At 53.7% G+C, this 25,162-nt stretch carries 19 protein-coding genes; 2 read left to right on the top strand and 17 right to left on the bottom strand.

Annotation, left to right across the window (positions count from 1 at the left end):
* Positions 1-145: 145 nt before the first annotated feature.
* Positions 146-1,750 (top strand): sensor domain-containing diguanylate cyclase, encoded by a 1,605-nt coding sequence (locus tag NYE24_RS29260; RefSeq protein WP_342477271.1) that lies wholly within the window; start codon positions 146-148, stop codon positions 1,748-1,750.
* A 110-nt stretch (positions 1,751-1,860) separates the two neighbouring features.
* On the opposite strand, the gene pulA is transcribed toward NYE24_RS29260, so the two are convergent.
* The 16 genes from pulA to NYE24_RS29180 all read right to left on the bottom strand — a co-directional run bounded on the left by pulA (position 1,861) and on the right by NYE24_RS29180 (position 22,904).
* A complete protein-coding gene (pulA, locus tag NYE24_RS29255) occupies positions 1,861-4,260 on the bottom strand; it encodes a type I pullulanase (protein ID WP_342477270.1) in 2,400 nt (799 codons plus the stop codon).
* A 328-nt stretch (positions 4,261-4,588) separates the two neighbouring features.
* A complete protein-coding gene (locus tag NYE24_RS29250; RefSeq protein ID WP_256706995.1) occupies positions 4,589-5,833 on the bottom strand; it encodes an MFS transporter in 1,245 nt (414 codons plus the stop codon).
* Positions 5,834-6,034: 201 nt separating this feature from the next.
* On the bottom strand, positions 6,035-7,747 hold the full coding sequence (gene ptsP, locus NYE24_RS29245; RefSeq protein WP_036696685.1) for a phosphoenolpyruvate--protein phosphotransferase: 1,713 nt from the start codon (positions 7,745-7,747) through the stop codon (positions 6,035-6,037).
* Complete coding sequence (locus NYE24_RS29240) at positions 7,740-8,015, bottom strand: HPr family phosphocarrier protein (protein ID WP_036696683.1); 276 nt, start codon at positions 8,013-8,015, stop codon at positions 7,740-7,742. The genes ptsP and NYE24_RS29240 overlap by 8 nt, the downstream gene beginning before the upstream one ends.
* Positions 8,016-8,116: 101 nt before the next feature.
* Positions 8,117-10,174, bottom strand: a complete 2,058-nt coding sequence (gene ptsG / locus NYE24_RS29235) for a glucose-specific PTS transporter subunit IIBC (protein WP_036696680.1) — start codon at positions 10,172-10,174, stop codon at positions 8,117-8,119.
* Between the two features lie 272 nt (positions 10,175-10,446).
* Positions 10,447-11,322 carry a PRD domain-containing protein gene (locus tag NYE24_RS29230; RefSeq protein WP_036696835.1) on the bottom strand — a complete coding sequence of 292 codons (876 nt, stop codon included), beginning with the start codon at positions 11,320-11,322 and terminating at the stop codon, positions 10,447-10,449.
* 144 nt (positions 11,323-11,466) lie between these two features.
* Positions 11,467-13,086: a hypothetical protein gene (locus NYE24_RS29225; protein ID WP_342477269.1), complete on the bottom strand. Its 1,620-nt coding sequence runs from the start codon at positions 13,084-13,086 to the stop codon at positions 11,467-11,469.
* Positions 13,079-13,786 carry an ABC transporter ATP-binding protein gene (locus NYE24_RS29220; protein WP_342477268.1) on the bottom strand — a complete coding sequence of 236 codons (708 nt, stop codon included), beginning with the start codon at positions 13,784-13,786 and terminating at the stop codon, positions 13,079-13,081. The genes NYE24_RS29225 and NYE24_RS29220 overlap by 8 nt, the downstream gene beginning before the upstream one ends.
* A gap of 110 nt (positions 13,787-13,896) precedes the next feature.
* A complete protein-coding gene (locus tag NYE24_RS29215) occupies positions 13,897-15,477 on the bottom strand; it encodes a flotillin family protein (protein ID WP_342477267.1) in 1,581 nt (526 codons plus the stop codon).
* Complete coding sequence (locus NYE24_RS29210) at positions 15,477-16,010, bottom strand: protease (RefSeq protein ID WP_076158759.1); 534 nt, start codon at positions 16,008-16,010, stop codon at positions 15,477-15,479. The genes NYE24_RS29215 and NYE24_RS29210 overlap by 1 nt, the downstream gene beginning before the upstream one ends.
* 178 nt (positions 16,011-16,188) lie before the next feature.
* Entirely contained in the window at positions 16,189-17,352 is a 1,164-nt protein-coding gene (locus NYE24_RS29205) for an iron-containing alcohol dehydrogenase (protein WP_341029625.1), read from the bottom strand.
* 207 nt (positions 17,353-17,559) lie between these two features.
* Positions 17,560-18,420 (bottom strand): IS3 family transposase, encoded by an 861-nt coding sequence (locus tag NYE24_RS29200; RefSeq protein ID WP_342479201.1) that lies wholly within the window; start codon positions 18,418-18,420, stop codon positions 17,560-17,562.
* An 11-nt stretch (positions 18,421-18,431) separates the two neighbouring features.
* Entirely contained in the window at positions 18,432-18,749 is a 318-nt protein-coding gene (locus tag NYE24_RS29195; protein WP_342477004.1) for a transposase, read from the bottom strand.
* 323 nt (positions 18,750-19,072) lie between these two features.
* Complete coding sequence (locus tag NYE24_RS29190) at positions 19,073-20,656, bottom strand: UDP-glucose--hexose-1-phosphate uridylyltransferase (RefSeq protein WP_036696665.1); 1,584 nt, start codon at positions 20,654-20,656, stop codon at positions 19,073-19,075.
* A gap of 81 nt (positions 20,657-20,737) precedes the next feature.
* On the bottom strand, positions 20,738-21,724 hold the full coding sequence (galE, locus tag NYE24_RS29185; RefSeq protein WP_036696662.1) for a UDP-glucose 4-epimerase GalE: 987 nt from the start codon (positions 21,722-21,724) through the stop codon (positions 20,738-20,740).
* A gap of 1 nt (position 21,725) precedes the next feature.
* Positions 21,726-22,904, bottom strand: coding sequence for a galactokinase (locus NYE24_RS29180; RefSeq protein WP_036696660.1), 1,179 nt, complete (start codon positions 22,902-22,904; stop codon positions 21,726-21,728).
* A 235-nt stretch (positions 22,905-23,139) separates the two neighbouring features.
* On the opposite strand from NYE24_RS29180, the gene NYE24_RS29175 reads away from it, so the two are divergent.
* Positions 23,140-23,997 (top strand): AraC family transcriptional regulator, encoded by an 858-nt coding sequence (locus NYE24_RS29175; protein WP_036696657.1) that lies wholly within the window; start codon positions 23,140-23,142, stop codon positions 23,995-23,997.
* Positions 23,998-24,100: 103 nt separating this feature from the next.
* Here NYE24_RS29175 and mgrA read toward each other — a convergent pair whose 3' ends face one another.
* Positions 24,101-25,105 (bottom strand): L-glyceraldehyde 3-phosphate reductase, encoded by a 1,005-nt coding sequence (gene mgrA, locus NYE24_RS29170; RefSeq protein WP_342477266.1) that lies wholly within the window; start codon positions 25,103-25,105, stop codon positions 24,101-24,103.
* Positions 25,106-25,162 lie beyond the last annotated feature (57 nt).

Raw genomic sequence — 25,162 nt, 5'->3', positions numbered from 1 at the left:
TTTCTTCCCCTGCTCTCTAGGACTCGCTAACATATACTCTCTTAAATGCCTGCATGAAGCCATATTCCGCATAAGGATAAGTTTCGCATGCACCAAAGCTACACCCATGAGATTTGCAAAAGTTCTGTGCGGGGAGAGGATGACAGTGGCAGTTTTTTCGGAAAACACAAGTACACACAGACTGATTATATTATTCACGTCGATCACCGTTCTTCTGGTTGGGATCAGTGTGGCCTCCCTGCTGATTCTGAATCATACGATGAACAAATTATCCGATTCCTTATACAGTGACGTCTACCAGAATTCCGAGCTCATTCTGAATGCCGACCGCGATCTGTATCAGGCAGCCCTTGCGCTTCAGACCACAGTCGGCGGGGCGCTGACCAGCGCGCAGCGCAGTACGCTGTCGCAGGAATTCGAGGACAATAATGCCCAGGCGCTGCAGCGGGTCAATACCGCCCGCTACAATCTGGATGCCGTGAAGAGCCCGTTCAATGGAATGAAGCAGAGCGAGCTGCTGCTGGACGAGCTGAGGAATGAGCTGGATCACTTCGGAACCACGCTCACCGCGTGGAGGGATAACGGCCGGGAGCTGATCTCGCAGCGGGTCCAGAGCGGCTGGAACCCTGCCTCTTATTCTGCCCTCACCATACATACGGAGCTGAATGAAGTACGGGAAAGCCTGAATCTGGCCGAGGATAAGATTGATAGCTATGCCAGCCAGGTGATGACGGAGTTCAATAATCTCAAAAGCTCTCTGTTCGCCGTCTATTCCGTATTTCTGTTCCTGCTTGTTCTGGTCATCTTCTATCTCAGCCGCAGACTCATCTCCCTGCAGAACGAAATGCAGGATGAGAAATCACTCTACCAGCTGATCGGTGAGACGATGTCTGACTTCATTGTGCTGACAGATCCGAACGGTCTGATCTTGTATGCCTCGCCTTCCCATGCAACTGCACTTGGCTATGTGCCAAGCAAAGGAGCACCGCTCTCCAACTATATCCGTGAAGCCGAAATCTCCTGGGCCAAGCTCAAGAGCGTGGTGCAGTCTTCACCGAGAATATCCGAGCTGCGCATGCGTTCGGCCGAAGGGCATTGGGTGTGGCTGGAGACCAAGGTTACCCCGATTGCGGGCAGCCGCAATTTCCCGGCGCAGTTCATGCTGGTCTCGCGTGAGATTACCCAGCGCAAGCAATATGAGGAGCGGCTGCACAAGCTGGCCTTCTATGATCATCTGACTGCCATTCCCAACCGTGCCCATTTCAAAATGTACATGGAGAACCTGATCAACCAGCCCGAGGAGCGCCGGCAGGAGATCGCCGTGGCGCTGCTGGACTGCGACCGGTTCAAGCAGCTGAATGATACACTCGGCCATCTGGCCGGAGATGAATTCCTGCAGCTCCTCTCCCGGGAGCTGCAGCAGACCGTGAAGGGCTCCGGCCAGGCCTTCCGGATCGGCGGGGACGAATTCGCCGTGGTGCTGCACCGGTTCACCAGCCCGCAAATGCTGGACGAGCTGCTGAACCGTCTGCTCCAGCTATTCAACAAATCCTGGTCCATCAACCAGGGCTCCAGCTTCCACACCTCTGCCAGCATTGGCGTGGCTCTGTACCCGCAGCACGGCAGCAGCATCAACGAGTTGCTCCGTGCCGCCGATCTTGCGATGTACCGCTCCAAGAACCATGGCGGCAATGAGGCTAACCTGTACAGCGAGCATGTGGATAAGAAGTACAGTGATCAGCGGAACTAGCGCCAGCAGATGCTGACTCCTATACTAAGGCTACTTTAATAATTCTTAGCCAAAAAGAGCTGATCGGCTCCTTCCCCCAGGGGATGGAACGAATCAGCTCTTCTAATGTTCTAGCTGGTCTGGTGCAACGGATCAGCCAGCTCTGTCCTATGCTCTGGACTACGCTCCCGAACGGTCACTTTGATAACCTGCTCCCCGCTGCCTGAGCAGTCGATGAAGCGGTCAGCGGTGCCGTCCTTCTCCTCCCAATCGTTCAGCCGGAGGATGTAGCCTATTGTGGATGTCCCCGGCAGCACTTCAATCCGTGCTACGGCATGACCTTCCTCCATGTGCTGGAAGTCCTGTTGTCCATCCTGAATGCCTGTACCCCACACCCAAAGATTCCAGCCCCGGTAATCGCCGTCCGGGCGGTCATAATGAACTTCTACAATCTTCGATCTCGGCTCAGGCTCCCCGTATTTATCATAGAGTACCATCATCGACAGTCCGGCGACCTCTACACTGCCGTTCTCCGTCTGCCGGAAGGCTTCCAGTCCGGCATGGGTATGATCGACTATGATGTTCCAGCAGCCGGAGGTCTCCGGGAGGCACTGGGTGACCGGCTCCATATTGGCATTATAGATCACCACGATATTATTCCATGTATCTCCGCCGGCGTGATCCTTCAGTCTATAGGCAACGACTCCGCCGTCACAGCGCAGGAACTCCAGACTGCGCTCAATCTCCTGGCGCCCGTGCAGGCGGAAGGCCGGATGTGTCCGGCGCAGTTCAATCAGACCTTTGTAATATTGAAATACTGCAATGAATTTGCTTTTGTTCTCCCAGCGGATCGCATTGATACAGTCCGGGCTGCGATAGCTGTTATGATCTCCGTATTTGCTGCGCAGCAGCTCATCCCCGGCATGGAGGAACGGAATTCCCTGCGAGGTCAGAATGATTCCGTTAGCCAGCAATGAACGGCGTACCGTCTCATGGTCCAGCACATTCTCGGGATCTACTCCCACATACGGATTCGCCTGCTCTAATGCGGCCTTCAGATCCCCGCCGCCCCGCAACTTGCCGCCCTCAAGCTCCGGCAGTCCGGCTTCCCCGCGAAGTCCCCGGGTAGCCAGAATTTTGTCCCACAGGTTGAGATTATCATGTGCGGTTACATAGTTCACAGTCTCTGTAGGCGCATCGGTGAATTCATGAATCGCCCCGCTCACCCCGGACGCGATCGCGCCTTCTTTGCCGTATTCCCCGGTCACGAAGCCTTTGCCCCAGCCGTCGCTGTCTCCCTTGATGGCTGCGCGAAAGTTGTCGTTGAAGACGGCGTAGCCTTTGCCGCGCTGCACGCCCTTCAGCGTCTTGGCAGCAAGCGGCGAGTCGCCGCCTGTCCACGGCTCACCGTAGAGCAGCAGCCCCGGATTAATCTCCAGCCGCAGCTCCTCGGTAATCTCGCGCATGGTCACGCTGTCCATCAGCCCCATCAGATCGAAGCGGAACCCGTCAATATGGTACTCCTTAGCCCAGTAGGACAGGGAATCCTTGATATACTTGCGGACCATCGGCCGCTCTGTAGCCAGCTCATTGCCGACGCCCGAGCCGTTAGAGAGCCGGCCGCTCTGATCATGACGGTAGTAATAGTCCGGCACCAGCGGCTGGAAGGGACCCTTCTGGAAGCCATAGGTATGATTGTAGACCACATCCATAATCACCGAGATGCCGCGGCTGTGCAGCGCCTGGACCATCTCCTTGAATTCCCGGATACGGGTTAGCGGGTTAGCCGGGTCTGTGCTGTAAGAGCCTTCCGGCACATTATAGTGCTGGGGATCATAGCCCCAGTTGTAGTCTGTGAAGATGGAGGATGCCGGTTCTTCCCCTGCCTTGCCCAGCTCATCCACCGTCTGGTAATCGAACACCGGCAGCAGATGAACATGCGTGATGCCCAGCTCAGCCAGATGATCAATGCCCAGCAGATGACCTGCCTCATCACGCAGGCCAGTCTCGGTGAAGGCCTTGAACTTCCCCTTATACGTCAGACCAGAGCTAGGGTCTGACGAGAAATCGCGCACATGCAGCTCATAGATTACAGCATCTGCCGGATGCGGCGGCACCGGAGAAGCATCGTTCTCCCAGCCATCCGGGTGTGTCTCGGACAAATCCACGATGGCCGTCCGAGTTCCATTGGCCGACACAGCCGTAGCGTAAGGATCGGCCGCTTCATTAATCGACCCGTCCGCAAATACGGCGCGGTACATATAATATTTCCCCTTGAGATTACCGGGAACCTGGATCGTCCATACCCCGCCCTCAGTGCGCTCCATACTAAGAATTTTGCCGCTGTCCTTGTAATCTGTGGTCTGCGGGGTCAGCCCGTTTCCGCCTGTTGCATATAATACGAGCGACACTGTGAAGGCTGTTGGCGCCCAGACTTTGAATACACAACATTCCGCTGTGTAGATTAACCCGAGGTCATTGCCTTGATAGGTATCGATTTCTTGTTCTGCTTGTATATAATTGCTGCTCATTGCTATTCACCATCCCTACGCTCATCCGTAATACTCCCGGAGAACTATCATTCTATTACTATCAAGCTATGTCCATATTCTCTTGAACTAATACTTTGTACTTGCACAGCTCTGCAAGCGGATGACGCCGGAATTGCTACATAGGGTTCTTTATATAATATGTAACACTATGTTCACAGGTCTGGGTTAAGGGTTGAATTGTGTCACCGGATATATCCTATATCGGCATGGATCGCCGGGGATTTAAGCTAATGAAGTTATAGGTGCTAGTTAATCGAAAGTATACTTGTCCAGCGGTTCCATGACAATTGTAAAATAATCCAAAACATCAGGGCCGCTTCCGCAGCACCCTGCCGTATAACGCGATTACAGGTACCAGCAGGAAGCCCGCCGACAGCAGCGAAGCTCTGATAGAGATCCGGCTGCCGATATAACCCACAACCGGACCGCCTGCGCTCTGGCCCAGAGCATCGGACTGGCTGATCATCGACAAGAGTGTAGCCCGGTTCCGGGATGGCAGCTTCGTGTTCAGCCAGGTGGTATAGATCGGATCACTGACCGAAGCGACCACCCCCAGGAGCAGTACCGCCCCGATCGCCCAGTAGAAATTAGGCGCAAGTGCCACCATGATAATGCAGCCGGCACGTACGGATGTCAGAAGGAACAAAGCCGCCGCTACTTGACGTTCCTTTTGCAAATCAATGATTCTCCCGGCTATATAGACAGCCAGCACACCCAGCAGAGTCGTCGCCGCACTGATCAGCCCGAAGCCAGCCGCCATCGAGACTCCTATCTCTGGAAACCCGACTTCATTCATAAGAAAGACTTGCCACAGACGGTCATATCCTTCAGACGCAGCACCGCTAAATAAAGTTACAACTGTCAGCAGCAGGAGCAGCGGATGATGCCTCAGGATAGAGGCGCCGCTGACCCAGGTCTTGCCCAGCTCACGGATAGCAGAGGATTGCGGCTCACGCTTCCGGCGTATGAACCCCGTCTCCTTCATGTACCGGATCAATAGGAACCCCAGGACGAAATAGATGACTCCACCCGCCAGAAAAGGGAGATTAGACGCAACATGGGATAATCCTACGCTGACCGCGATGCCCAGCAGGGAAGCGCTTAAGCCGAATATTTTGGAGCGCATGAAGAGTCTTCCCGTCTGCTCTTCTCCAAGCTCGTCCACAATCCATGCGGTATCCGCTCCGCTCAGGAAGGTCCAGCCGATCCCGTACAGCATCTGGGAGATCAGCAGCCAGCCGAAGGCAGGCAACAGGGAAGCCGGTTGCATGATCCAGACAATGCTTCCTTCAAGGACAAAAGCACTCCCCACAACGAACATAGCAATTATGACTGACAGCCTGCGGCTGTAGGTATCGGCGACCACCCCTGTTATTCCCTCGAACACAAGCACCGTTATCTCCAGCACCGTTCCAATCAGCACAAGCTGAAGCGGATTCAGCTTAAGGTCGACTACATAATAAATACTGTAGGTTGTAAATATCGTACTGGCCGCAAGCGACAACATAAACACATGGAACAAATAAATCTGTGAAGCACTGAATCTCTGCACAATGGTTCCACCCTCCGAAAGTAATGGACTCATTATATAAAATAACGCCCGAACGGGCGGTTCCAGATTTGCTGAAATTCAAATCACTTCACAAAAAAAAGCCCCCTGTAAAGGAGGCCGGAAAGTAGTTGGAGTTATAACCAATGCTCCTCTGACGGGGAGCAGCTAACTGCGGAATGCAGTTAACCAGAGTAGAACGAATTAATTCACGCGGGATTGCACCAGTGCGGCTACTTCCTCGGCCGTGCCGAGTTGCAGGGCCTGGGCAGCCATTTCCTTCATGTCGGCCGCAGACAGCTTGGAGATCTGACTGCGTGCTGGCAGAATAGAGGTAGCGCTCATGCTGAATTCATCGAGGCCAAGACCAAGCAGCAGAGGAATAGCCGTGGCATCCCCCGCCATTTCTCCACACATACCGGTCCATTTGCCTTCGGCGTGTGCAGCATCGATGACGATTTTGACCAGTCGCAGAATTGCCGGGTTGTATGGCTGATACAGGTAGGATACCTGTTCATTCATACGGTCCGCAGCCATTGTATATTGGATAAGGTCGTTGGTTCCGATACTGAAGAAATCCACTTCCTTGGCGAACTGATCCGCCAGTACAGCCGTTGAAGGAATCTCTACCATGATGCCCAGCTGGATGCTGCCCGATACTTCTTTGCCTTCTTCACGCAGCTTAGCCTTCTCATCCAGCAACAGATCACGGGCTGCACGGAATTCACCAAGGGTTGCAATCATCGGGAACATAATGCGCAGGTCGCCGTGGACGCTTGCTCTGAGCAAGGCACGCAGCTGGGTGCGGAAGATATCCTGACGGTCCAGACAGAGACGAATCGCACGATAGCCGAGGAACGGGTTCATTTCCTTCGGGAGCTCCAGATAAGGCAGCTCCTTATCTCCGCCGATATCCAGCGTACGTACTACTACCGGCTTGCCTTGCATATTCTCAAGCACGGTCTTGTAGGCGTTATACTGGATTTCTTCGGAAGGCAGTTTATCGCGGCCCATATAGAGGAACTCGGTGCGGTACAGACCTACACCTTCGCCGCCGTTCTCAATAACGCCAGTCACATCATTCGGAGTCCCGATGTTGGCTGCCAGCTCTACATGCTTGCCGTCGGCAGATACCGTTGGCTCGTCGCGGAGCTTTTTCCATTCAGCAATCTGAATATCGTAAGCTTCCTGCTTCGCAGTATACTCGGCAACCTCAGCTTCCGAAGGGTTGATCAGCACATCGCCGCTCAGACCATCCACGATGACCAGGTCGCCTGCTTTGACCAGGGACATCACGTTCTTCGTGCCTACAACCGCCGGAATTTCCAAGGAACGGGCCATAATGGCCGAATGAGAAGTCCGTCCGCCGATATTGGTGGTGAAGCCTTTGACGAAATTGCGGTTAAGCTGTGCTGTATCTGATGGGGTCAGATCCAGTGCAATAACGATAACCTCTTCACTGATCTCAGCCGGGCTCACATAGTGAATACCAAGCAGATGGTTCAGTACACGCTTGGTTACGTCACGCATATCTGCTGCACGTTCCTGCAGGTAAGCGCTCTTCATGTTCTGGAACATTTCCACGAATTGAGTAGCTACTTCATTCAGTGCGTAGTCCGCATTTACCGATTCCTCACGGATTTTGTCCATTACAGGGGTAATGAGCTCAGGGTCATCAAGGATCAGCAGATGCGATTCAAAAATCTCTGCCTTCTTCTCGCCAAGCTCAGCCAAGGTGCGCTCTTTGATGGTCTGAAGTTCGCCTCTGGATTTATCCAGGGCATCATTCAGCTTCGCAAGCTCAGCGTCCACATCAGTGACCGCTGTTTTGGTAATGGTATAGTCCGGGTGTTCCAGGATAAAGGCACGGGCTACTGCAATACCTGCGGAAGCCGCGATTCCTGAAATCTTATTCATGAACTTCTCCCAGCCCTTCTTTAACCATAACCTCCTGCAGCGCGTTCAGTGCTTCTGCTTCTTCACTGCCCTCAGTAATAAGGGTCAGGGTATCTCCTGCTTCAAGGCCCAGGGACAGAACGCCCAGGATGGATTTAAGGGTAACTTTTTTGCCTTTAGCTTCTGCAAAAGCTTCAGTGCCTTTAAATTTTGTAGCTGTATTTACCAGCGCTGTTGCCGGGCGTGCGTGAATTCCGTCTTCGTCAATAATTCTGAAAGTTGTTTGCATAATAGTATCCAACTCGCTTTCTGTTCATTTTGGGGTGGTGAATTATAGTGAAGGCTTGCGCTCCCCTTCATTATAATGGAAGCGCTTCGCCATTGCACATTTTACTGAATGGTGATGATATCCTTGTCGCCGATGCTGACTCTGCCCGGCTTCTTCAAGGTCACGGAGGAGCCTTCCGGCAGGTTGGAGAAGATGACCGGAGAGATGACAGAAGGTGCATTCGCCTTCACATACTCCAGATCTACTTCCATAATCGGCTGTCCGGCAGCTACCAGATCGCCTTCCTCCACCAGAACCGTGAAGCCCTGGCCCTTAAGCTTAACGGTGTTGACCCCGATATGCACAAGGACTTCCTTGCCGCCGTCCGACATGATGCCAATGGCATGCTTACTAGGGAACACGTTGAATACCTTGCCGTATACCGGCGAAGCAATCTTGCCGTCTTCGGACAGGAAGGCGAAGCCGTCACCGGTCATTTTCTGCGAGAAGACCGCATCGGGAACCTCTGTAATATCCATCAGCTGGCCGTTTACCGGAGATACGATATCCTCAGGTATAATAGCATCACCCTGCTCGCCCGCCTGTTGTTCAAGCTCCGGCTTCGGAGCAGCAGGGGCTGCAGCCGGTGTTCTGCCGTTCATGACATCCTGAATCTGTGACTTGATCGTGTCCGAACGTGTGCCGAAGATCGCTTGTACGTTGTTACCCACTTCAAGAACACCAGAAGCACCAAGCTTCTTCAGACGGTTCTTGTCTACGCCCGCTTTGTCCTTCACTTCGACCCGCAGACGCGTGATACAAGCATCCAGATGGGTGATGTTCTCTTTGCCGCCTAGGGCGGACAAAATGTTGCGCGGAAGATCGTCGCCTGTCTTGGACACACTCTCCAAGCTAACCTCATCCTCATCCTCGGAGGCATCCTCACGGCCAGGCGTCTTCAGGTTGAACTTACGGATAACGAAGCGGAATCCGAAGTAATAAATCACGGCCAATACCAGACCTACCGGGATAACCAGCCACCAGGCGGTACGGTTCGGAATGACGCCGAACAGCACATAGTCGATGAACCCGCCGGAGAAGGTCATGCCGATTTTGACATTCAAGAGGTGCATGGTCATGAAGGAGAGTCCTGCGAATACAGCATGGACTGCGAACAGCAGCGGAGCCACGAACAGGAAGGAGAATTCCAGCGGCTCGGTGATCCCCGTCAGGAACGAGGTCAGCGCTGCGGAAACCATCAAGCTTCCGACAACCCGTCTGTTCTCAGGCTTCGACTCATGGTAGATCGCAAGAGCCGCTGCCGGAAGACCGAACATCATGAACGGATATTTACCGGTAGTAAATGTACCCGCTGTGAACTCCACACCGTCACGAAGCTGCTGCATGAAGATGCGCTGGTCACCGCGGACCAGATCGCCCGCCTTGTCAATATAGCTTCCGAATTCATACCAGAACGGTGAATAGAAGATATGGTGCAAGCCGAACGGAATCAGAGAACGCTCGATGACCCCGAAGATAAAGGCAGACAGCGTCAGGTTGGTATTAATCATACTCTGTGACACATAGTTCAGACCGTGCTGGATCGGCGGCCACACAATCGTAAGCGCAAGACCGAGCATCAGGGAGGTCACTGCCGTCATAATCGGTACGAAACGTTTACCCGCGAAGAAGCCCAGGTACGACGGCAATTCTATACGGAAGAACCTTTTGTACATGGATGCAGCCAGGATCCCGACCAGGATACCACCGAATACCCCAGTCTGCAATGTGGGAATCCCCAGCACACTGGAATACGAGAAATCCTTCCAAGTCAGCACGTAAGCATTGACGCCAACTACCGTACCCATGGTTACATTCATCACCAGGAAGCCGATAATCGCTGCAAGCCCGGCTACGCCCTCTCCTCCGGCCAGCCCGATGGCTACGCCGACTGCAAAGAGCAGAGATAGGTTATCAAATACGATTTGCCCGGAGTTCATCAGTACTGTGGCTATCGCCTGAACAATATGATTCTCCAGTGCAGGCACATATTGCAGGAAGTCCGGGTTAACCAGCATATTCCCGATTCCAAGCAGCAGGCCCGCCGCAGGCAGAATGGCAACTGGCAGCATAAGCGCCTTACCGACTCTCTGCAGAACGCCAAATAATTTTTTAAACATTCGGGTCACTTCCTAATCGTTAATTTCTGTCAACAGAAGCCAAAAAAGGCATGAGCAATACAGTACGCAGTTTGCCCGGCTAACGCTAACGTTAGAGTACCCCGAGATGGGGCTGGACAACCATAATACTGTAAATCACTCATGCCTGATCGTATCAGTTACACGTTTGTATTCTGTTGTATTTCATAACAGGGATCATTGTAGCACCATTGATTTGAAGTTGCAACCCCTAAAATCGGCCATATAGCATGAAACATATATATTCTTATATCTTAAAGCTTCTCCGGCGGTTCCAGCTCCGTCTCATCTTCTTTCTTCTGGGCAATACGCTGCAGATGAATCGTCAGATAGCTGACCTCGGCCGGATATACCGGGATACGCACACGCTGCTCAATTACCTTCGTGAGCTTCCAGGCAAGCATGTACATCTCGGGGTACTCCCGCTTCATTAGTCCATCCAGGGATGAGGTCTCGCGCACAGTCTCTCCCCGGCGCAGACGTTCCAGAACGAACCGCAAATGGGTCACCAGCCTTGAATAGTCCAGCGAATCCCGCGGAATACGGTATTCCAGATTATCCTCCACCAGCCCCACCAGATCCCCAATTAGCTGGGAATGCTGCTTCACCTCGGAGATATGGCGATTGCTAAGCGCACTGACAATATGCAGAGCTACGAAGCCGATCTCATCCGGCGGCAGCGTCACCTTCATCGCCTCATTGATCCGCTCCACCGCATATTCCGCCAGACTGTATTCCTCCGGATAAATCTCCCGGGTCTCGTACAGAAACGGATTATGAATAGCCATATGCTGCTCGCTTCTGCGGATCGCGAAGGATATATGGTCGGTAAGGGCAATATGGATATGCTCATTCAGCGTCTGTCGGCTGCTCTGCATAATGTGCAGCACAATCTCCTGAACCACCTCAATCAGCTTCTCGTCTACCTGCGGCACCAGCTGCTTGTATTGCTCCTGCTCCTCCTGGCTGCGCAGGATGAACATCTTCTCTACAGAGGACAGATTGATCCGGTCCCGCGTTTTACGGTTGAAGCCGATCCCCTTGCCGATCACCACAACCTCGGCATACTGGGGATGCTCGGCAATGATCACGTTATTATTAAGCACCTTGCCCACGGTAATGCTGCTCACTGACGACACCTCTTTTAATTCCGAATCCTGATCCATTCCAGCAGCACGATACATGGTTCAACGTGTGATTCGTTACTTAAGCTCCTATCATAACATCAAGAATCTCAAATTAGAAGTGTGTTGCAAGCGGACTCAAGGCTCATTTCATTTCACCCGAAACGTCCGGCCTGAGAACCTGTACACCATAATCAGGGCAGCCAGCATATACACCACAGCAGAGAGTACTACAATCATAGCAAACATTCCAAGCTCACTCTTGAACTGCATCGCGATGAATCCTACCCCCAGCACCACACTGTTCACAATCGTGAAGAACGGATTCTTCACATTGAGCTCTGTGCTATAGGGCTGGAAGATATAGTACATGAACAAATGATGCACCGAGAAGAACAGTGACAGCGCCACAATCGTCACGCAAAAGAGTACAGCATCCCCCGCGCCCCAGCTCTCTGCTGACAGCAGCAGCAGCAAGTTCACCGCCAGGCAGATCGCAGCAGCCGGGATCAGATTAAGCATGCTGATACGCAGCAGCCTGATGCGGAAGTTGCTTAGAATCGCCGATTGTTCACGGTAGAATCCGTAGCGCAGCAGGCTGAGATCACAGTTATAGAACATCGCCTTGCAGAGGCGTTCGCCAATGGACGTATAGTTCATAATGATCAGGAAGGTCGGCAATGCGGTAATCAGATAATGAGTCAGTTTGGTAAAAGCGGTCTGGGACAACAGCATCGTCAGCAAAGCAGCTACAAAGAGCGAGCCAATGATAACCAGCCTGCGCTCTATCGGACTGGTGATCAGCCGGCGGTGACGCGAGAAAAAGATGGCATTCAGGTAAGCATACCCGCTTTTCCCCTCGAATTGGCCATGATTCAGTTGTTCCGCCGAGTAGTGCTGATCTTGGGTGGCCACATCCTTAACCCTTGCCTCTTTCATCATCCGGCCCATGTCGAGCAGCGGATCATCGATTTTGGTGACGGCATCGACGGCATTCGTATAGTCCTTATAACGGGCGATATAGACCGCGCTTAAGGTTCCCAGCACCAATACGCTTAGCACCACAGGCAAATTGAACAGCATTCCGCTCTCTACTACCGCAAATCCGGGGAGCAGCGGAAGATAGGCCAGCAGATATCCAGCGCCGATGGCGGTCCAGATCCAGCTTGTTTTTTTGACAATAACAATGCCGTAGCGGTCAAACACCCACAGATGCAGCGCCTCGCAAGCCGTACGCCAGAACGTCAGCAGCTGCGTAAGAACCGCCCCATGCCACAGCGGAGCACCGAGAAGACTCCCGAAGACCAGCATCGCCGGAATAAAAGTAACCAGAAAGCTGATCCCGCGTAAGGTCAGTGTGGTCCGCATATACCGCTCTGCCGGCAGCCTCATCAGCTTCACGAATATGTATTTATCCCGCTTCGGCTCCAGAATAACTGCGCTGGAAACTCCGGACGTGAAGAAGCTAATACACAGCAGCATCTGCAAATAAAGCTGGTATTGTACCGAAAGGGTTAAGGATATATCTTGTCCTATCAGCTTCACCGGAAGAAAGATCATTATGCCCAGATAAGTGAACTTCGTCACAAAGGCCATAAGGACCTTCAAGATATGCACGATAACAGATAAGGTCTGCTTCAGCTTGGTCTCCGAATAGACCGTGGCCGGGATCAGCTTGCCCAGCACTGGGAGCTTACGGATATAGAACATCAGCCGGTTGGCGCCGGACATCCCCCGTACTTCCAGAATCGCCTTCAGCGTCCTAATCATGATCCTCATCCTTCAACAGGGCAATAATCTGCTCTTCAAATTCCGGACTGTGCAGGGTCTCCGCCGGAATCTCGCGCAGCGTGCCATTATTCAGAATAACCAGCTCATCGCAGAGATCGGCTGCCAGCTGCAGAATATGAGTGGAGAAAATAATGATATGATCCCGCTTCATCTCCCGCAGCAGCTTCTTGATCTCCAGCGCCACTACCACATCGAAAGAGGTTAACGGCTCATCGAGCAGGATCAGCGGCGGGCGGGAAATGATAAAGCACAGCATCTGAATTTTGTTCTTCATCCCGTGGGAATAGCCTTTGATCAGACGGTGTCTGTCCGCCTCCTCGAAACGGATGATATCGAAATACTCCTCGATGGTCCGGTCCGCTTGTATCTTCCCCTTATTGATGTCCATGTAGAATTTCACAAACTCATAACCGGTCAGGAAGTCAGGCAGAATCGGCAAGGAGAATACGTAGCCGATCTCTTCCTCAAGCAGCGGAAGACTCACCTCATTTCTCCGCAGAAAAGCCCCGCCGCTATCCATTTGGATCTCCCCGCTAAGGCAGTTGAACAACGAGGTTTTTCCCGCGCCGTTGCGTCCGAGCAAGCCGTATATCTTGCCCTGCTCAAAGGTAAAATCAATCCCCTTCAGCACCTCCCTGCCGTCAAAGCTCTTGCGTATATTATCCAGTATAAGCTCCATACCTGCCTCCGTTTCAGCGCGAATGATAGGGAAATCTCTGTTGCGCGGCTCATATTAAAAAAGGTACGGCCGGCGGTTATTGCTGCCTGCCATACCTTGGTGATTTGCTCTTATCCTTCAGGATGTTCCGAAGGTTGTACCGGAGTGACCGGTGCAGCCGGTGCTGGTCTGGTGGCGACAGAGGTTATGGGTGCTGCTGTGTGTTTGACAACCTCATTCTTATCAGACTTGCCCTTGGTCAGCCCTTTGATCAGCGCCTCGACATCAATTCCGGACACGCTCTTCAGCATCTCAGGGGCTGAGGACATCAGTTGGGTCACATAATTACTGACACGTGCAGCTCCTTCACCGTTGCCGGTATCCACCACAGTCAGCTTGTCGATAGACGCCAGCGGCTCGGCAATCTTCCCGGCCAGCTCAGGCAGCATTTTGACGATAATATCGAGAACCGCCGCTTCCCCGAATTTCTGGAAGGCTTCTGCCAGCTTCTCCTTGGCTTCCGCTTCGGCCAGACCGCGCAGACGGATAACCTCGGACTCTGCTTTACCTTTGGCCAGCTCTGCATCCGCAATTGCCTGACCTTCCAGACGCTTCTGCTCGGAGGTTGCCTTAGCCTGAGTCTCAATACTGTACTGCACGGCATCGGCTTCACGCATGCGCTTGGCCTTGTCGGCTTCCGCCGCCTGCTCTACCGCATAACGGTCTGCTTCCGCTTTCTTCTTTACTTCAGCGTCATACTGCTTCTCGCGTACCTGGATTTCCTTGGCCTGGATATCGATTTCGCGTTCCTTGCGGACCAGCTCAACCTTCATCTGCTCTTCCACCACGGTCTGCTTGGCACGCGCCTCCTGAATGTGGTACGCCTGGTCGGCTTCCGCCTTGGCGGTATCCTGGTCACGCTTGAACGCGGCTACCTTGAGCTGATTCTCCTTCGAAGCTTCGGCAATATTGGTATCACGCAGCAGCTCCGCCTTCTGCCCCTGCTCCTCGGCATTGGCCTTCTGAATCCGCGCGTCACGGACAGCTTCCGCTTCGGCAATCTCCGCATCACGCTTCACTGCGGCAATCCGCGGTTTACCCAGCGCTTCCAGGTATCCGTGCTTATCACGTACATCCTTGATGGTAAAAGAGACAATCTGGAGCCCCATCTTCTTGAGGTCACGGGCGGCAACACCCTGAACCTCCTGGGCGAAACGGTCGCGGTTACGGTAGACCTCTTCTACGGTCATCGTACCGAGGATCGCCCGCAGATGTCCTTCCAGCACTTCCTGCGCTTCACTCTTCAGGGATTCAATCGGCTTGCCCATGAACTGCTCGGCTGCCGTTGCCACATCTTCCGTGGAGCTGCCTACCTTGATGATGGCGACCCCGTCGGCAATGACCGGCACGCCTTGCTCCGTATAGACCTCCGGGGTCGTCACATCGAGCTTGTGGGAGAGCAGAGACATGAACTCCGCCTTCTGGAAGACGGGCAAAATGAATGCACCGCCGCCGCGGACGATTTTGATTTTGCGGCCGGAGCCGTCATCTGATATATGATTGTTGCCCAGGAAGGAACCGGTGACAATCATGCCTTCATCCGGGCCAACCGTCTTGTAACGCGCCCAGAAGGCGAGTCCGAGAACAAGCAGTACAGCGATTACTATCGCAGGTATAAATAGGGATTCAGGAATATTTTCTAGATTCATCATCAATCCACTCCTTTTCTCTCTTCGAATTCAGACACAAGTGCTACACCTTCACGTACCTCAACTACTACAACCTTGATCCCGGCCGGCAGTGCATGCTGCTCGAAGCTGGCCGCCGTATGCAGGCTGTTGCCTGCACCGAACTTCACCATAATCTCACCGTAGCCCACGCCGGGGACCGGGACGGTAACCTCACCGATTCTCCCCGGCAGTTCACTCATGGAGAAGCCGTTCGACATTTCGCTGTTCCTCATTGGCTTCACCACCACCAAATGCATCAATACGCCCATGAATGCCGCAACCAGCAGGGACAAGGCAAGAATCACGCCATCTTCCAGTCCGCTGTAGCGGTTAAGCAGCATACCTGCTCCACCGAATACAGTTATCCCTCCTGCCAATAGGGTAGGATTCAGGAAATCAAAGGATACGATGTCAAAAATCCCGTCCAGAGCACTCCCAATCAGGTCGCCTACCACTACACTGACTACAGCAAAAAGAATGCCCAGCGCCAAACAGCCCAAATACAGCGTTTGCATGTTAGTCTCCTCCCGTCATTACTTCCGGACTGTCATACTAGGTTAAACGCAACTGCCATGCCCTTGGTTTCACAAAGTTGGGTATTGCTCTCATTAATGTATGCCGGGAGCGGGAAAATTAACAGACAAAAGAAGCCGCCCCCGTAGATGGGGAGCGGCTTTACTATCGATGGCTAGCTTACAAAGCCAGCTTATAAATTTCAACAACGTCCTGACGCTCCAGCTTGCGGAAGTTGCCGAACGGGCCGAAGCGGACCGCCTTGTCAGCCATACTGCCGATTTCGCTGTCGTCGATATCATAATCGCCGAGCGTCTTCGGAGCACCAATGGAATCCCAGAAGCTGCGGAGCGCTTCAATGCCTTCGAGGCCGGTCTGCTCATCGGTCTTGCCGGCAGGGTCAATACCGAACACGTTCACAGCCAGCTGGCGGAAGCGGGCAGGATTCGTGCTGAGGTTATATCTCATCCACTGCGGGAAGAGAATCGCCAGGCCGCCGCCGTGGGGAATATCATACACAGCGGATACGGCATGCTCAATGTTGTGCGTAGCCCAGTCACCGGCAAAGCCCATACTGACCATTCCGTTCAGCGCCATCGTCCCGCAATACATAATGGTCTCGCGCAGCTCGTAGTTGTTCAGATCCTCAATCAGCTTAGGAGCCGTCTCAATCACGGTGCGAAGCAGACTCTCCAGGAAGCCGTCCTGTAAAGGCGTATTGCTGTCAGTATGGAAATAATGCTCCAGCGTATGGGACATGATGTCCACCATACCGTACACTGTCTGGTCGCGCGGCAGAGAGAAGGTGTTCTCCGGGTCAAGGATCGAGAAGGCCGGATAGGCATGAATGCTGCCCCAGCCCATTTTCTCCTTGGTCACTTCATTGGTGATCACCGAGCCGTTGTTCATTTCCGAGCCGGTCGCTGCCATTGTCAGTACGGTTCCCAGCGGAAGTGCACCTTGAGGAGCGGCCTTGCGTTCTACAAAGTCCCACATATCCCCTTCATATTTTGCCCCGACAGCCACTGCCTTGGCACAATCCAGCACGCTGCCGCCGCCGACAGCAAGAATCAGGTCAATGTGATGCTCATGGCACAACGCTACACCTTTATGTACCGTCGAGAGACGCGGATTCGGCTCCACTCCGGCAAGCTCGGTAACTACGGCACCAACCGCAGCCAGCTCAGCAATGACGTTGTCGTACAGGCCGCTGCGCTTAATACTCCCGCCGCCGTACATCAGCAGTACATTCTTACCGTATTTCGGCACCTCGGTACGGAGTGACTGCAATGTTCCCTGTCCGAAAATAAGCTTGGTAGGGTTATAAAATTCAAACTTGCGCATATGGGTAAACCTCCATGAGTATGTGAATGTGAAGCACTTGTCTATTATAATCCTCCTGCTTGGCGCATTCAAATCGAGCCGGACCGAGACAGCAAACCTTACTCCTCTACCCGTAAGTTGGACTGAGATTCCGTTATGTTGGCAAATTTGATCAAATGACAGGATATACGGACTGAGTGCTCTTCTGTCAATAAAGTGGACGCCCAATTAAACGACTGTCTGGTAGTAAAGTTGCTCAAAACGCACTGGCGACATGTATCCCAGAGTACTGTTGGAACGCTTACGGTTGTAAAACAACTCCAAATACCAGTATAGCTTTTGGTATGCCTCTTCCATGGTTTTAAACTTTGGATGACTGTAAATCAACTCGCGCTTCAGAATGCTGTGGAACGCTTCTATACAAGCATTATCGTAGCAGTTGCCCCTGCGGCTCATACTCGCTTTCATACGATAGGTTTGGAGCTGTTTCCGGTAATCCTTGGAGGCATACTGAGATCCTCGGTCGGAGTGGTGTATCAGGTCCTTCCCAGGCTTTTTCGCCTTGTAGGCCTGCTTGAGGGCGTCTAGAACCAGATCTGTGGTCATCCGGTCACTGAGCTTCCACCCCACAATCTGTTTCGTATACAGGTCCAGAATACTCGCCAAATAGAGTTTGCCTTGGCGACATGGAATGTACGTAATATCGGCCACCCATTTTTCATTTGGCCTTGTGGCCGAAAAGTCTTGCTTCAGTTCATTGGGCGCGATCGGCAGATTGTGATTCGAATCCGTGGTCGTGACCCGATATTTACGGGCCATACACGAACGTATCCCTTGCTCGCGCATGAACAGGCCGACGGTACGCTCGGAGACCTTCCAGCCCTCCTTTTGGAGTTCCCGATGAATCCTTGGGCTGCCGTAGGTGCCCCCTGAATCCTGGTGATACCACCGAATACGCTGAATCAGCTTCTCTTTTCGCTCGAGGCGTACCGGCTGCTCTGCCGCACGCCATTTGTAGTACCCGCTTCGGGATACCTTTAGGACCTTGCACATCTTCTCCAATCGAAAATCCGAGCGGTGATCTTCGATAAACTGGAACCTTAGTTCTTTTCTTTGCTGAAGATGTGCAGCGCCTTTTTTAGAATGGCCAGTTCTTCTTTCAGGTCCTCGATTTCACGTTCTTTGCGGTGATTCTCCGCTTCGGCATCCTTAAGCGTCTGTTCAATCTGACGCATTTTCTCCGGATGGTGAATGGCCTCCTGCTCGAATTGGCGGTACTGAGAGATCCATTGGTGAATTGTACTCTTGGGGATATTCAGCTCCTCACAGATATCCCCTATACTCTTGGTCTGCTCCTGCACATATTTCACCGTCTGCTTCTTAAATTCTTCATTGTATCGTTGCCGTCGTTCCCCCACATTGGACACCTTCCTTCGTTAAGCCTATTATCCAGTGTCTCTTAACGTGGCGTCCACTTTTTATTCTAATTGCAGAGATTCCGTTAAGCGTCCTGATATCCGTCATTTTGCGCTCAAATGAACAAGATTAGCGCTTCTCACTCCGCTTCATCATTATTTATTAGTTTCTGAGGGATACAACGTCTTCTCAGTCCGTTTCACCCGCAGGCTTCAGTAATTAACCCACAATAGAGAGGAATATCCTCATTTCCCAATGATAAAAAATGCCCCCGCCAGATCCGGCAGGGACAGTACATTTTGCAAACATTAAGTTAAGTAAGGTCTCAGTTAAAACCGCTGCTGTTCAAGAACCGGCGGAAGGCCGCCTGCCCTTCCGGCGTGCGTTTGTAGACTCCGGCATGTTCCAGAATGTGAGTGAACTTCGTACCCACTTCATTCTGAATGGTCTTTACCGCTTCTTCGCGGTTCAGGGAGGTGCCGAAGCGGCTTACCAGTTCGGTAATCCAGGAAGTGTGCAGCGCCAGCGGATGCTCCTGGCCCTTGCTCTGGACATCTCCGAGAAGCGCGGTATCGCCTGCCAATATGCCAGCGATGGCGTCAAGCTCTTCCTTGAGCCGTCCCGGCAGAATCGCCAGACCCATCACCTCAATGAGGCCGATGTTCTCCTTCTTGATATGGTGCATCTCCCGGTGCGGGTGGAAGATCCCTTCGGGATATTCTTCGCTGGTCCGGTTGTTGCGCAGCACCAGATCCATCTCGTAGCCGCCGTCCTCTGCCCGGCGCACGATAGGGGTGACGGTATTATGCGGCACGCGCTCTCCATCCTCTTCACTGAATGCCAGCACTTCGGCGGAGGGATCGCTGTACGTCTTCCAGGATTCGTAGATATGGTTGCCTGCCTCCAGCAGCACCGCCGGATCTTCGGCATGCATCCGCAGCACGGACATCGGCCACTTCACAGTGCTTAAGCTGACACCGGGATATGAGGCATGTGTGAAGGTATCCTCTTTGGGTGCCTTCTGGATCGGGAACGTATGCCGTCCGCCCTGGAAGTGGTCATGCGTCAGAATGGAGCCGCCGACAATCGGCAGATCGGCATTCGAGCCAATGAAATAATGCGGGAAGGCTTCCACGAAGCTAAGCAGACGCTTCAGCGTATCCTTCGTCAGCTTCATCGGCACATGATCATGGTGGAACACGATGCAATGCTCGTTATAGTAGACATAAGGCGAGTACTGGAAGAACCACTTCTCGCTGTTCATCGTGAGCGGGATCACGCGCAGGTTCTGACGCGGCGGGTGATTGACCCGTCCGGCATAGCCGACGTTCTCGCGGCAGAGCTGGCACTTCGGATAGACCGGAGGAGGAAGCAGCCGGGCCATGGCGATTTCCTTCGGGCTTTTCTCCGGCTTGGAGAGGTTGATCGTCATCTCAATATCCCCGTACGGCGACTCCTGAAGCCAATACACATTCTTCGCTACACGGTCCATACGGATATAGTTAGAATCAATGCTCAGCTTATAAAAGCGGTCCGTTGCCGCCTGCACGCCCTGCTCCGCCCGGATCGCGGCGAACTCCGCATTCACCTCAGACGGGCGGGCCATGAGCAGGCCCATAATCTTGGCATCCAGCAGGTCGCGGTACGTATCCGTATTCTCCGGGATCAGCCCAAGACTGAACCCGTAATCAATCAGCTGGTCCAGCGGGGCCTGCGGGCTGTCCAGCGGACCTTCAGTGAACTCACCGGGATACGGCTCGCTGAAGCCGAACTGGTCCAGTAGTTCATTACGGCTGTAATCCACATCTGCGGGCTGGATAAGTCCCGTATGTCCGGCAAACAGAACCAGCTGTTCAATCGCATACAGCGCCTTCTCAGCGGCAGCAGCCGTACTATTATCGTTCTGCATTTCATTTCTCCTTCTATGGTGCCTTATGCGGCGCTTTACATTCTGTCTATTTCACCTTCGGGCAATAATTAGCCCTGCTGCTTACTCCCCGTACCCTTGCGGATTGGCGGAGTGCCAGCTCCAAGCGCTCTGAATAATGCCTTCCAGATCGGCATGCTGCGGGTCCCAGCCCAGAACCTTCCGGGCTTTGTCAGAGGAAGCGACGAGCACTGCCGGATCTCCGGCGCGGCGGTCCTGAACCACAACCGGAATATCCAGGCCGGTAACCTTCTTCGCAGTCTCAATGACCTGCTTCACAGAGAAGCCCAGGCCGTTGCCAAGGTTGAAGATATTGCTCGCACTGCCGCTGCGCAGATAAGTTACTGCACGGACATGCGCATCCGCCAGATCGCTGACATGGATGTAGTCGCGTACGCAGGTTCCGTCCTCTGTCGGATAGTCTTCCCCGAACACAGCGATATTCTCGCGCTGCTTCAGCGCAGCCTGGAGCACCAGCGGAATCAGGTGGCTCTCCGGACGGTGGTCTTCGCCGATCTTGCCGCTGGCGTGTGCGCCTGCAGCATTGAAGTAGCGCAGCGCTACGTATTTGATGCCGAGCACTTTGTCGAACCAGGCCATCATGCGTTCCATGGTCAGCTTGGTCTCGCCGTAGACATTCGCAGGCTCGGTACGGTCGGTCTCTTCGATAGGCACCTTTTCCGGTTCGCCGTAGGTGGCGGCAGTGGAGGAGAAGACGATTTTATCCACACCGGCATGCTGCATGGCTTCGAGAAGACACTGCGTTCCATAGACATTGTTATCGTAGTATTTAACCGGGTCCTTCATGCTCTCGCCCACCAGGGAGCTGGCTGCGAAGTGAATTACCGCTTCGATCTCATTCTCGGAGAACAGCTTCGCCAGCAGCGCCTTGTCGCGCAGGTCACCCTCGTACAGCTTGCCGCCCAGCAGCGCCTCCCGGTGCCCTGTCAGCAGATTGTCAATCACCACAACCTCTTCCCCGCGGTCCAGCAGCTCTGCTACTGTGTGTGAACCGATGTATCCTGCGCCGCCCGTTACCAGAATCGCCATCTTATTTCACTCCTTTCAATTCTTCCACGCCGTTGCCGATGCCGCATACATAGAATTCGCCGGTCAGGCCGGTTCTGTTCTTGTAGGCTTCCCCAACTTCCGTTATGAACCGCTGCACATCATCCTCATGTACCAGTGATACCGTACATCCCCCGAATCCTGCGCCGGTCATCCGTGAGCCCAGTGTGCCCGGAATGCGCTGTGCTTCTTCCACCATCACATCCAGCTCCTCGCAGCTGACTTCATAGAGGTCGCGGAGAGAGACATGGGAGTCATTCATGTACAGGCCGAACTGCTTCAGATCATTGTTCTTCAGCACCTCCACCGAGTCAAGCACACGCTGATTCTCCTCTACCACATGGCGGGCCCGGCGCTTAACAGTTTCATCCGTAATTTTGTCCTGCAAAAGCTCGAACTGCTCTGGCTTCACCTCGGCCAGATAGGACAGGGATGGAACCTCCTGCTTCAGAATAGCGAGCGCCTCTTCACATTGGCTGCGGCGCTCATTATACTTCGAGTCCACCAGGCCGCGCTTCTTGTTCGTGTTGCCGATGACCAGCTTATAGCTGCCCGTCACGAAAGGTACGAGGCTGTATTCCAGCGTATCGCACATCAGCAGGATGGCCTGGTCGCGCTTGCCGTTGGCCACAGCGAACTGGTCCATGATCCCGGAGTTCACGCCGACATACTGGTTCTCCGCGCGCTGGGACAGCAGAGCGATCTCCACCGTATCTGTGTCACCGCCAAGCAGCGTCAGGAAGGCGAAGCCGGTCACTACCTCAATCGAAGCGGAAGAGGACAAGCCCGAGCCGTTAGGAATCTCACCATGGAACAAAAGATCGTAGCCCCCGGATACCGGGTGACCCTTCTTAGCCAGCTCCACCATTACGCCGACCGGATAGTCCACCCATTCGCCGGTCTTGGCTGCACCGATGTCACTGAAATCGATGGAAGCTTCATAAGGGAAATTCGTGGATGCGAATTGAACCTTGCCGTCTGTACGCGGGCGCACGATCAGGGTGGTTCCGAAGTCCAGGGCTGCCGGGAAAACATAACCTCCGTTGTAATCCAGATGCTCTCCGATCAGATTCACGCGGCCCGGTGCGTAGAATACCCGCGCGGCTTCCCCGCTCTCCCCGTACTTCTTGATAAATGTACTGTTAAGTTCCTGTATGCTCATTATTGACACTCCATCCTTTCGCTGCTTGTGCTGGGACTTTGGATTATAGCTTGCGTCCTTCATGCTTACATTATAATAAAATCAGACTTGCCCTGATAATGCAATCATGTGTGCAATATATGGACAAATGTGACTTTCGTCTCTGAAGAGACTATACTCGGTAAGAAGAAAAGTGAACGGGCGCTCCCTATGCACTTAGCTATGGAAGCGTTCTGCTCAGGAAAGGCGGCTTGCAGTGCAACATACCTATTCAGTAGGATCAAATCCTGTATATTACGATAAGCAGCTGCTGCATGTACTTTTTGCGGGAGAGAGCCAGACCCTCCCGCTGCATCAGGCGGGTCCCAAGATCTACGATTACTATCTGCTCCATTATATTGAATCAGGCTCCGGGGTCTTCCGGACTGAGCAGCACACATACGAGCTGGGGGCCGGGGACTGCTTCCTGATCCACCCGGGCCAGCTGGTCAGCTATATTTCAGATCAGCTGGAGCCCTGGCGTTACCGCTGGGCCGCCTTCACCGGCGCTGATGCCGGGCAGCTTGCGCAGCAGGCGGGCTTCGCTCCGCTCGCCCCGGTGCTGTCTACCGCAGGCGGCAGTGTAATTCCCGGAGCGCTTGCCGGGATGATGTCCGCCTTCTATGCCAATAAGGAGAGCGCCGCCCTGACCTCTCTGGGTTACCTGTACCTCATCGCAGGAGAAGCGGCGGAGCTGCTGGTCTCCTCCTCCCGGCTGCCGGGTGCGGAATCACAGATCAAGCGGACAGTGAAGCAGATGATTCATTACATGGCTTCTCAGTATGCCCATCCGGTCTCAATTGAACAGATGTGCGGCAGTCTGGGCTATAACCGCGCTTATCTCTCCCGCATCTTCAAGCAGGAGACGGGGCTCTCTCCGGTCACTTACCTGCTGAAGCTGCGGGTGGAGAAGTCGCGCCAGCTGCTGCGTGAACGCCCCGAGCTGTCCGTAGAGCAGGTAGCGGCATCGGTCGGACTGACCGATGCCCTGTATTTCTCCCGGCAGTTCAAGCGCTTTTACCGCCAGTCCCCTACCGCTTACCGCCAGGCTACAGTGAACCCTGGAGAGAAATAGCCATATCGCCTAGAGCAACAGCCCGTCTCCTGAACAGGAAGCGGGCTGCTTGCGTTGTAATCTGCGGAAGCTGGACCTTAAGGCAACTCTTAGGCTGAGCGCCTTAGGCTTCACCCTCTGTCTTAAGGATCGTCTCGATCCGGTCCAGCTCCTCCTGCGTGAAGTCACTATGGGACAGCGCGGCGATATTCTCTTCGATCTGGCTGACCCGGCTGGCACCGATCAGCGCCGAGGTGATCCGGCCGCCGCGCAGCGTCCAGAGCAGGGCGAACTGGGCCAGACTCTGCCCGCGCGCTACCGCCATCTGATTCAGCGCGTGGATTCTGCGCAGCACCTCCGGCGTAATCCGGCTCTCATTCAGCGCAGCCGAAGGTCCGGCTGCCCGGGAATCTCCAGGGATGCCGTTCAGATATTTATTCGTCAGCAGACCCTGCGCCAGCGGAGTAAAGGCAATACTGCCCACCCCATGCTCCTCCAGCACATCCTGAAGCCCGCCTTCAATCCAGCGGTCCAGCATGGAATACCTTGGCTGATGAATCAGCAGCGGGGTGCCCAGCTCCTTCAGAATCGCAATAGCCTGCCGGGTCTGCTCCTCTGTGTAGTTGGACAAGCCGATGTACAGTGCCTTGCCTAAGCGTACGGCATGATCCAGCGCTCCCATCGTTTCTTCCATGGGCGTGTCCGGGTCCGGGCGGTGGGAGTAGAAGATATCCACATAGTCCAGCCCCAGCCGCTTCAGGCTCTGGTCCAGACTGGACAGGATATATTTACGTGACCCCCAGTCGCCGTAAGGGCCGGGCCACATCGTGTATCCTGCCTTAGTCGAGATCACCAGCTCGTCACGGTACGGCGCGAGATCCCGGGCCAGCACCTTGCCGAACAGCTCTTCCGCCGATCCGGCCGGAGGCCCGTAGTTATTCGCCAGGTCAAAGTGGGTAATCCCGAGATCAAAAGCGCGGGTAATCATCTCACGGCCGTTCTCATAAGCATCAATGCCGCCAAAATTATGCCATAGGCCGAGTGAGATGGCCGGAAGCTTGAGGCCGGACCTGCCGGTGCGGTTGTAACGCATCCCTTCATACCGTTCATCACTAGCCACATATACCATGTTATATCCCTGCCTCTCGTTTCTCTTTTGTGAATACCCTTCTTTTAAAAAAAGACT

Origin of the sequence: Paenibacillus sp. FSL H7-0350 (assembly GCF_038593195.1) — a bacterium.
Taxonomy (GTDB): domain Bacteria; phylum Bacillota; class Bacilli; order Paenibacillales; family Paenibacillaceae; genus Paenibacillus_AQ.
This window is presented reverse-complemented; position numbering and strand designations above follow the sequence as displayed.

What these genes read in the sequence shown, in the direction of transcription:
- NYE24_RS29205 (WP_341029625.1), bottom strand. Translation starts at nt 17,352, where the DNA reads ATGCGCAAGTTTGAATTTTATAACCCTACCAAGCTTATTTTCGGACAG.
- NYE24_RS29220 (WP_342477268.1), bottom strand. Translation starts at nt 13,786, where the DNA reads ATGGAGCTTATACTGGATAATATACGCAAGAGCTTTGACGGCAGGGAG.
- NYE24_RS29180 (WP_036696660.1), bottom strand. Translation starts at nt 22,904, where the DNA reads ATGAGCATACAGGAACTTAACAGTACATTTATCAAGAAGTACGGGGAG.
- NYE24_RS29190 (WP_036696665.1), bottom strand. Translation starts at nt 20,656, where the DNA reads ATGCAGAACGATAATAGTACGGCTGCTGCCGCTGAGAAGGCGCTGTAT.
- ptsP (WP_036696685.1), bottom strand. Translation starts at nt 7,747, where the DNA reads ATGAATAAGATTTCAGGAATCGCGGCTTCCGCAGGTATTGCAGTAGCC.
- galE (WP_036696662.1), bottom strand. Translation starts at nt 21,724, where the DNA reads ATGGCGATTCTGGTAACGGGCGGCGCAGGATACATCGGTTCACACACA.
- NYE24_RS29210 (WP_076158759.1), bottom strand. Translation starts at nt 16,010, where the DNA reads ATGCAAACGCTGTATTTGGGCTGTTTGGCGCTGGGCATTCTTTTTGCT.
- NYE24_RS29240 (WP_036696683.1), bottom strand. Translation starts at nt 8,015, where the DNA reads ATGCAAACAACTTTCAGAATTATTGACGAAGACGGAATTCACGCACGC.
- mgrA (WP_342477266.1), bottom strand. Translation starts at nt 25,105, where the DNA reads ATGGTATATGTGGCTAGTGATGAACGGTATGAAGGGATGCGTTACAAC.
- ptsG (WP_036696680.1), bottom strand. Translation starts at nt 10,174, where the DNA reads ATGTTTAAAAAATTATTTGGCGTTCTGCAGAGAGTCGGTAAGGCGCTT.
- NYE24_RS29215 (WP_342477267.1), bottom strand. Translation starts at nt 15,477, where the DNA reads ATGATGAATCTAGAAAATATTCCTGAATCCCTATTTATACCTGCGATA.
- NYE24_RS29225 (WP_342477269.1), bottom strand. Translation starts at nt 13,086, where the DNA reads ATGATTAGGACGCTGAAGGCGATTCTGGAAGTACGGGGGATGTCCGGC.
- pulA (WP_342477270.1), bottom strand. Translation starts at nt 4,260, where the DNA reads ATGAGCAGCAATTATATACAAGCAGAACAAGAAATCGATACCTATCAA.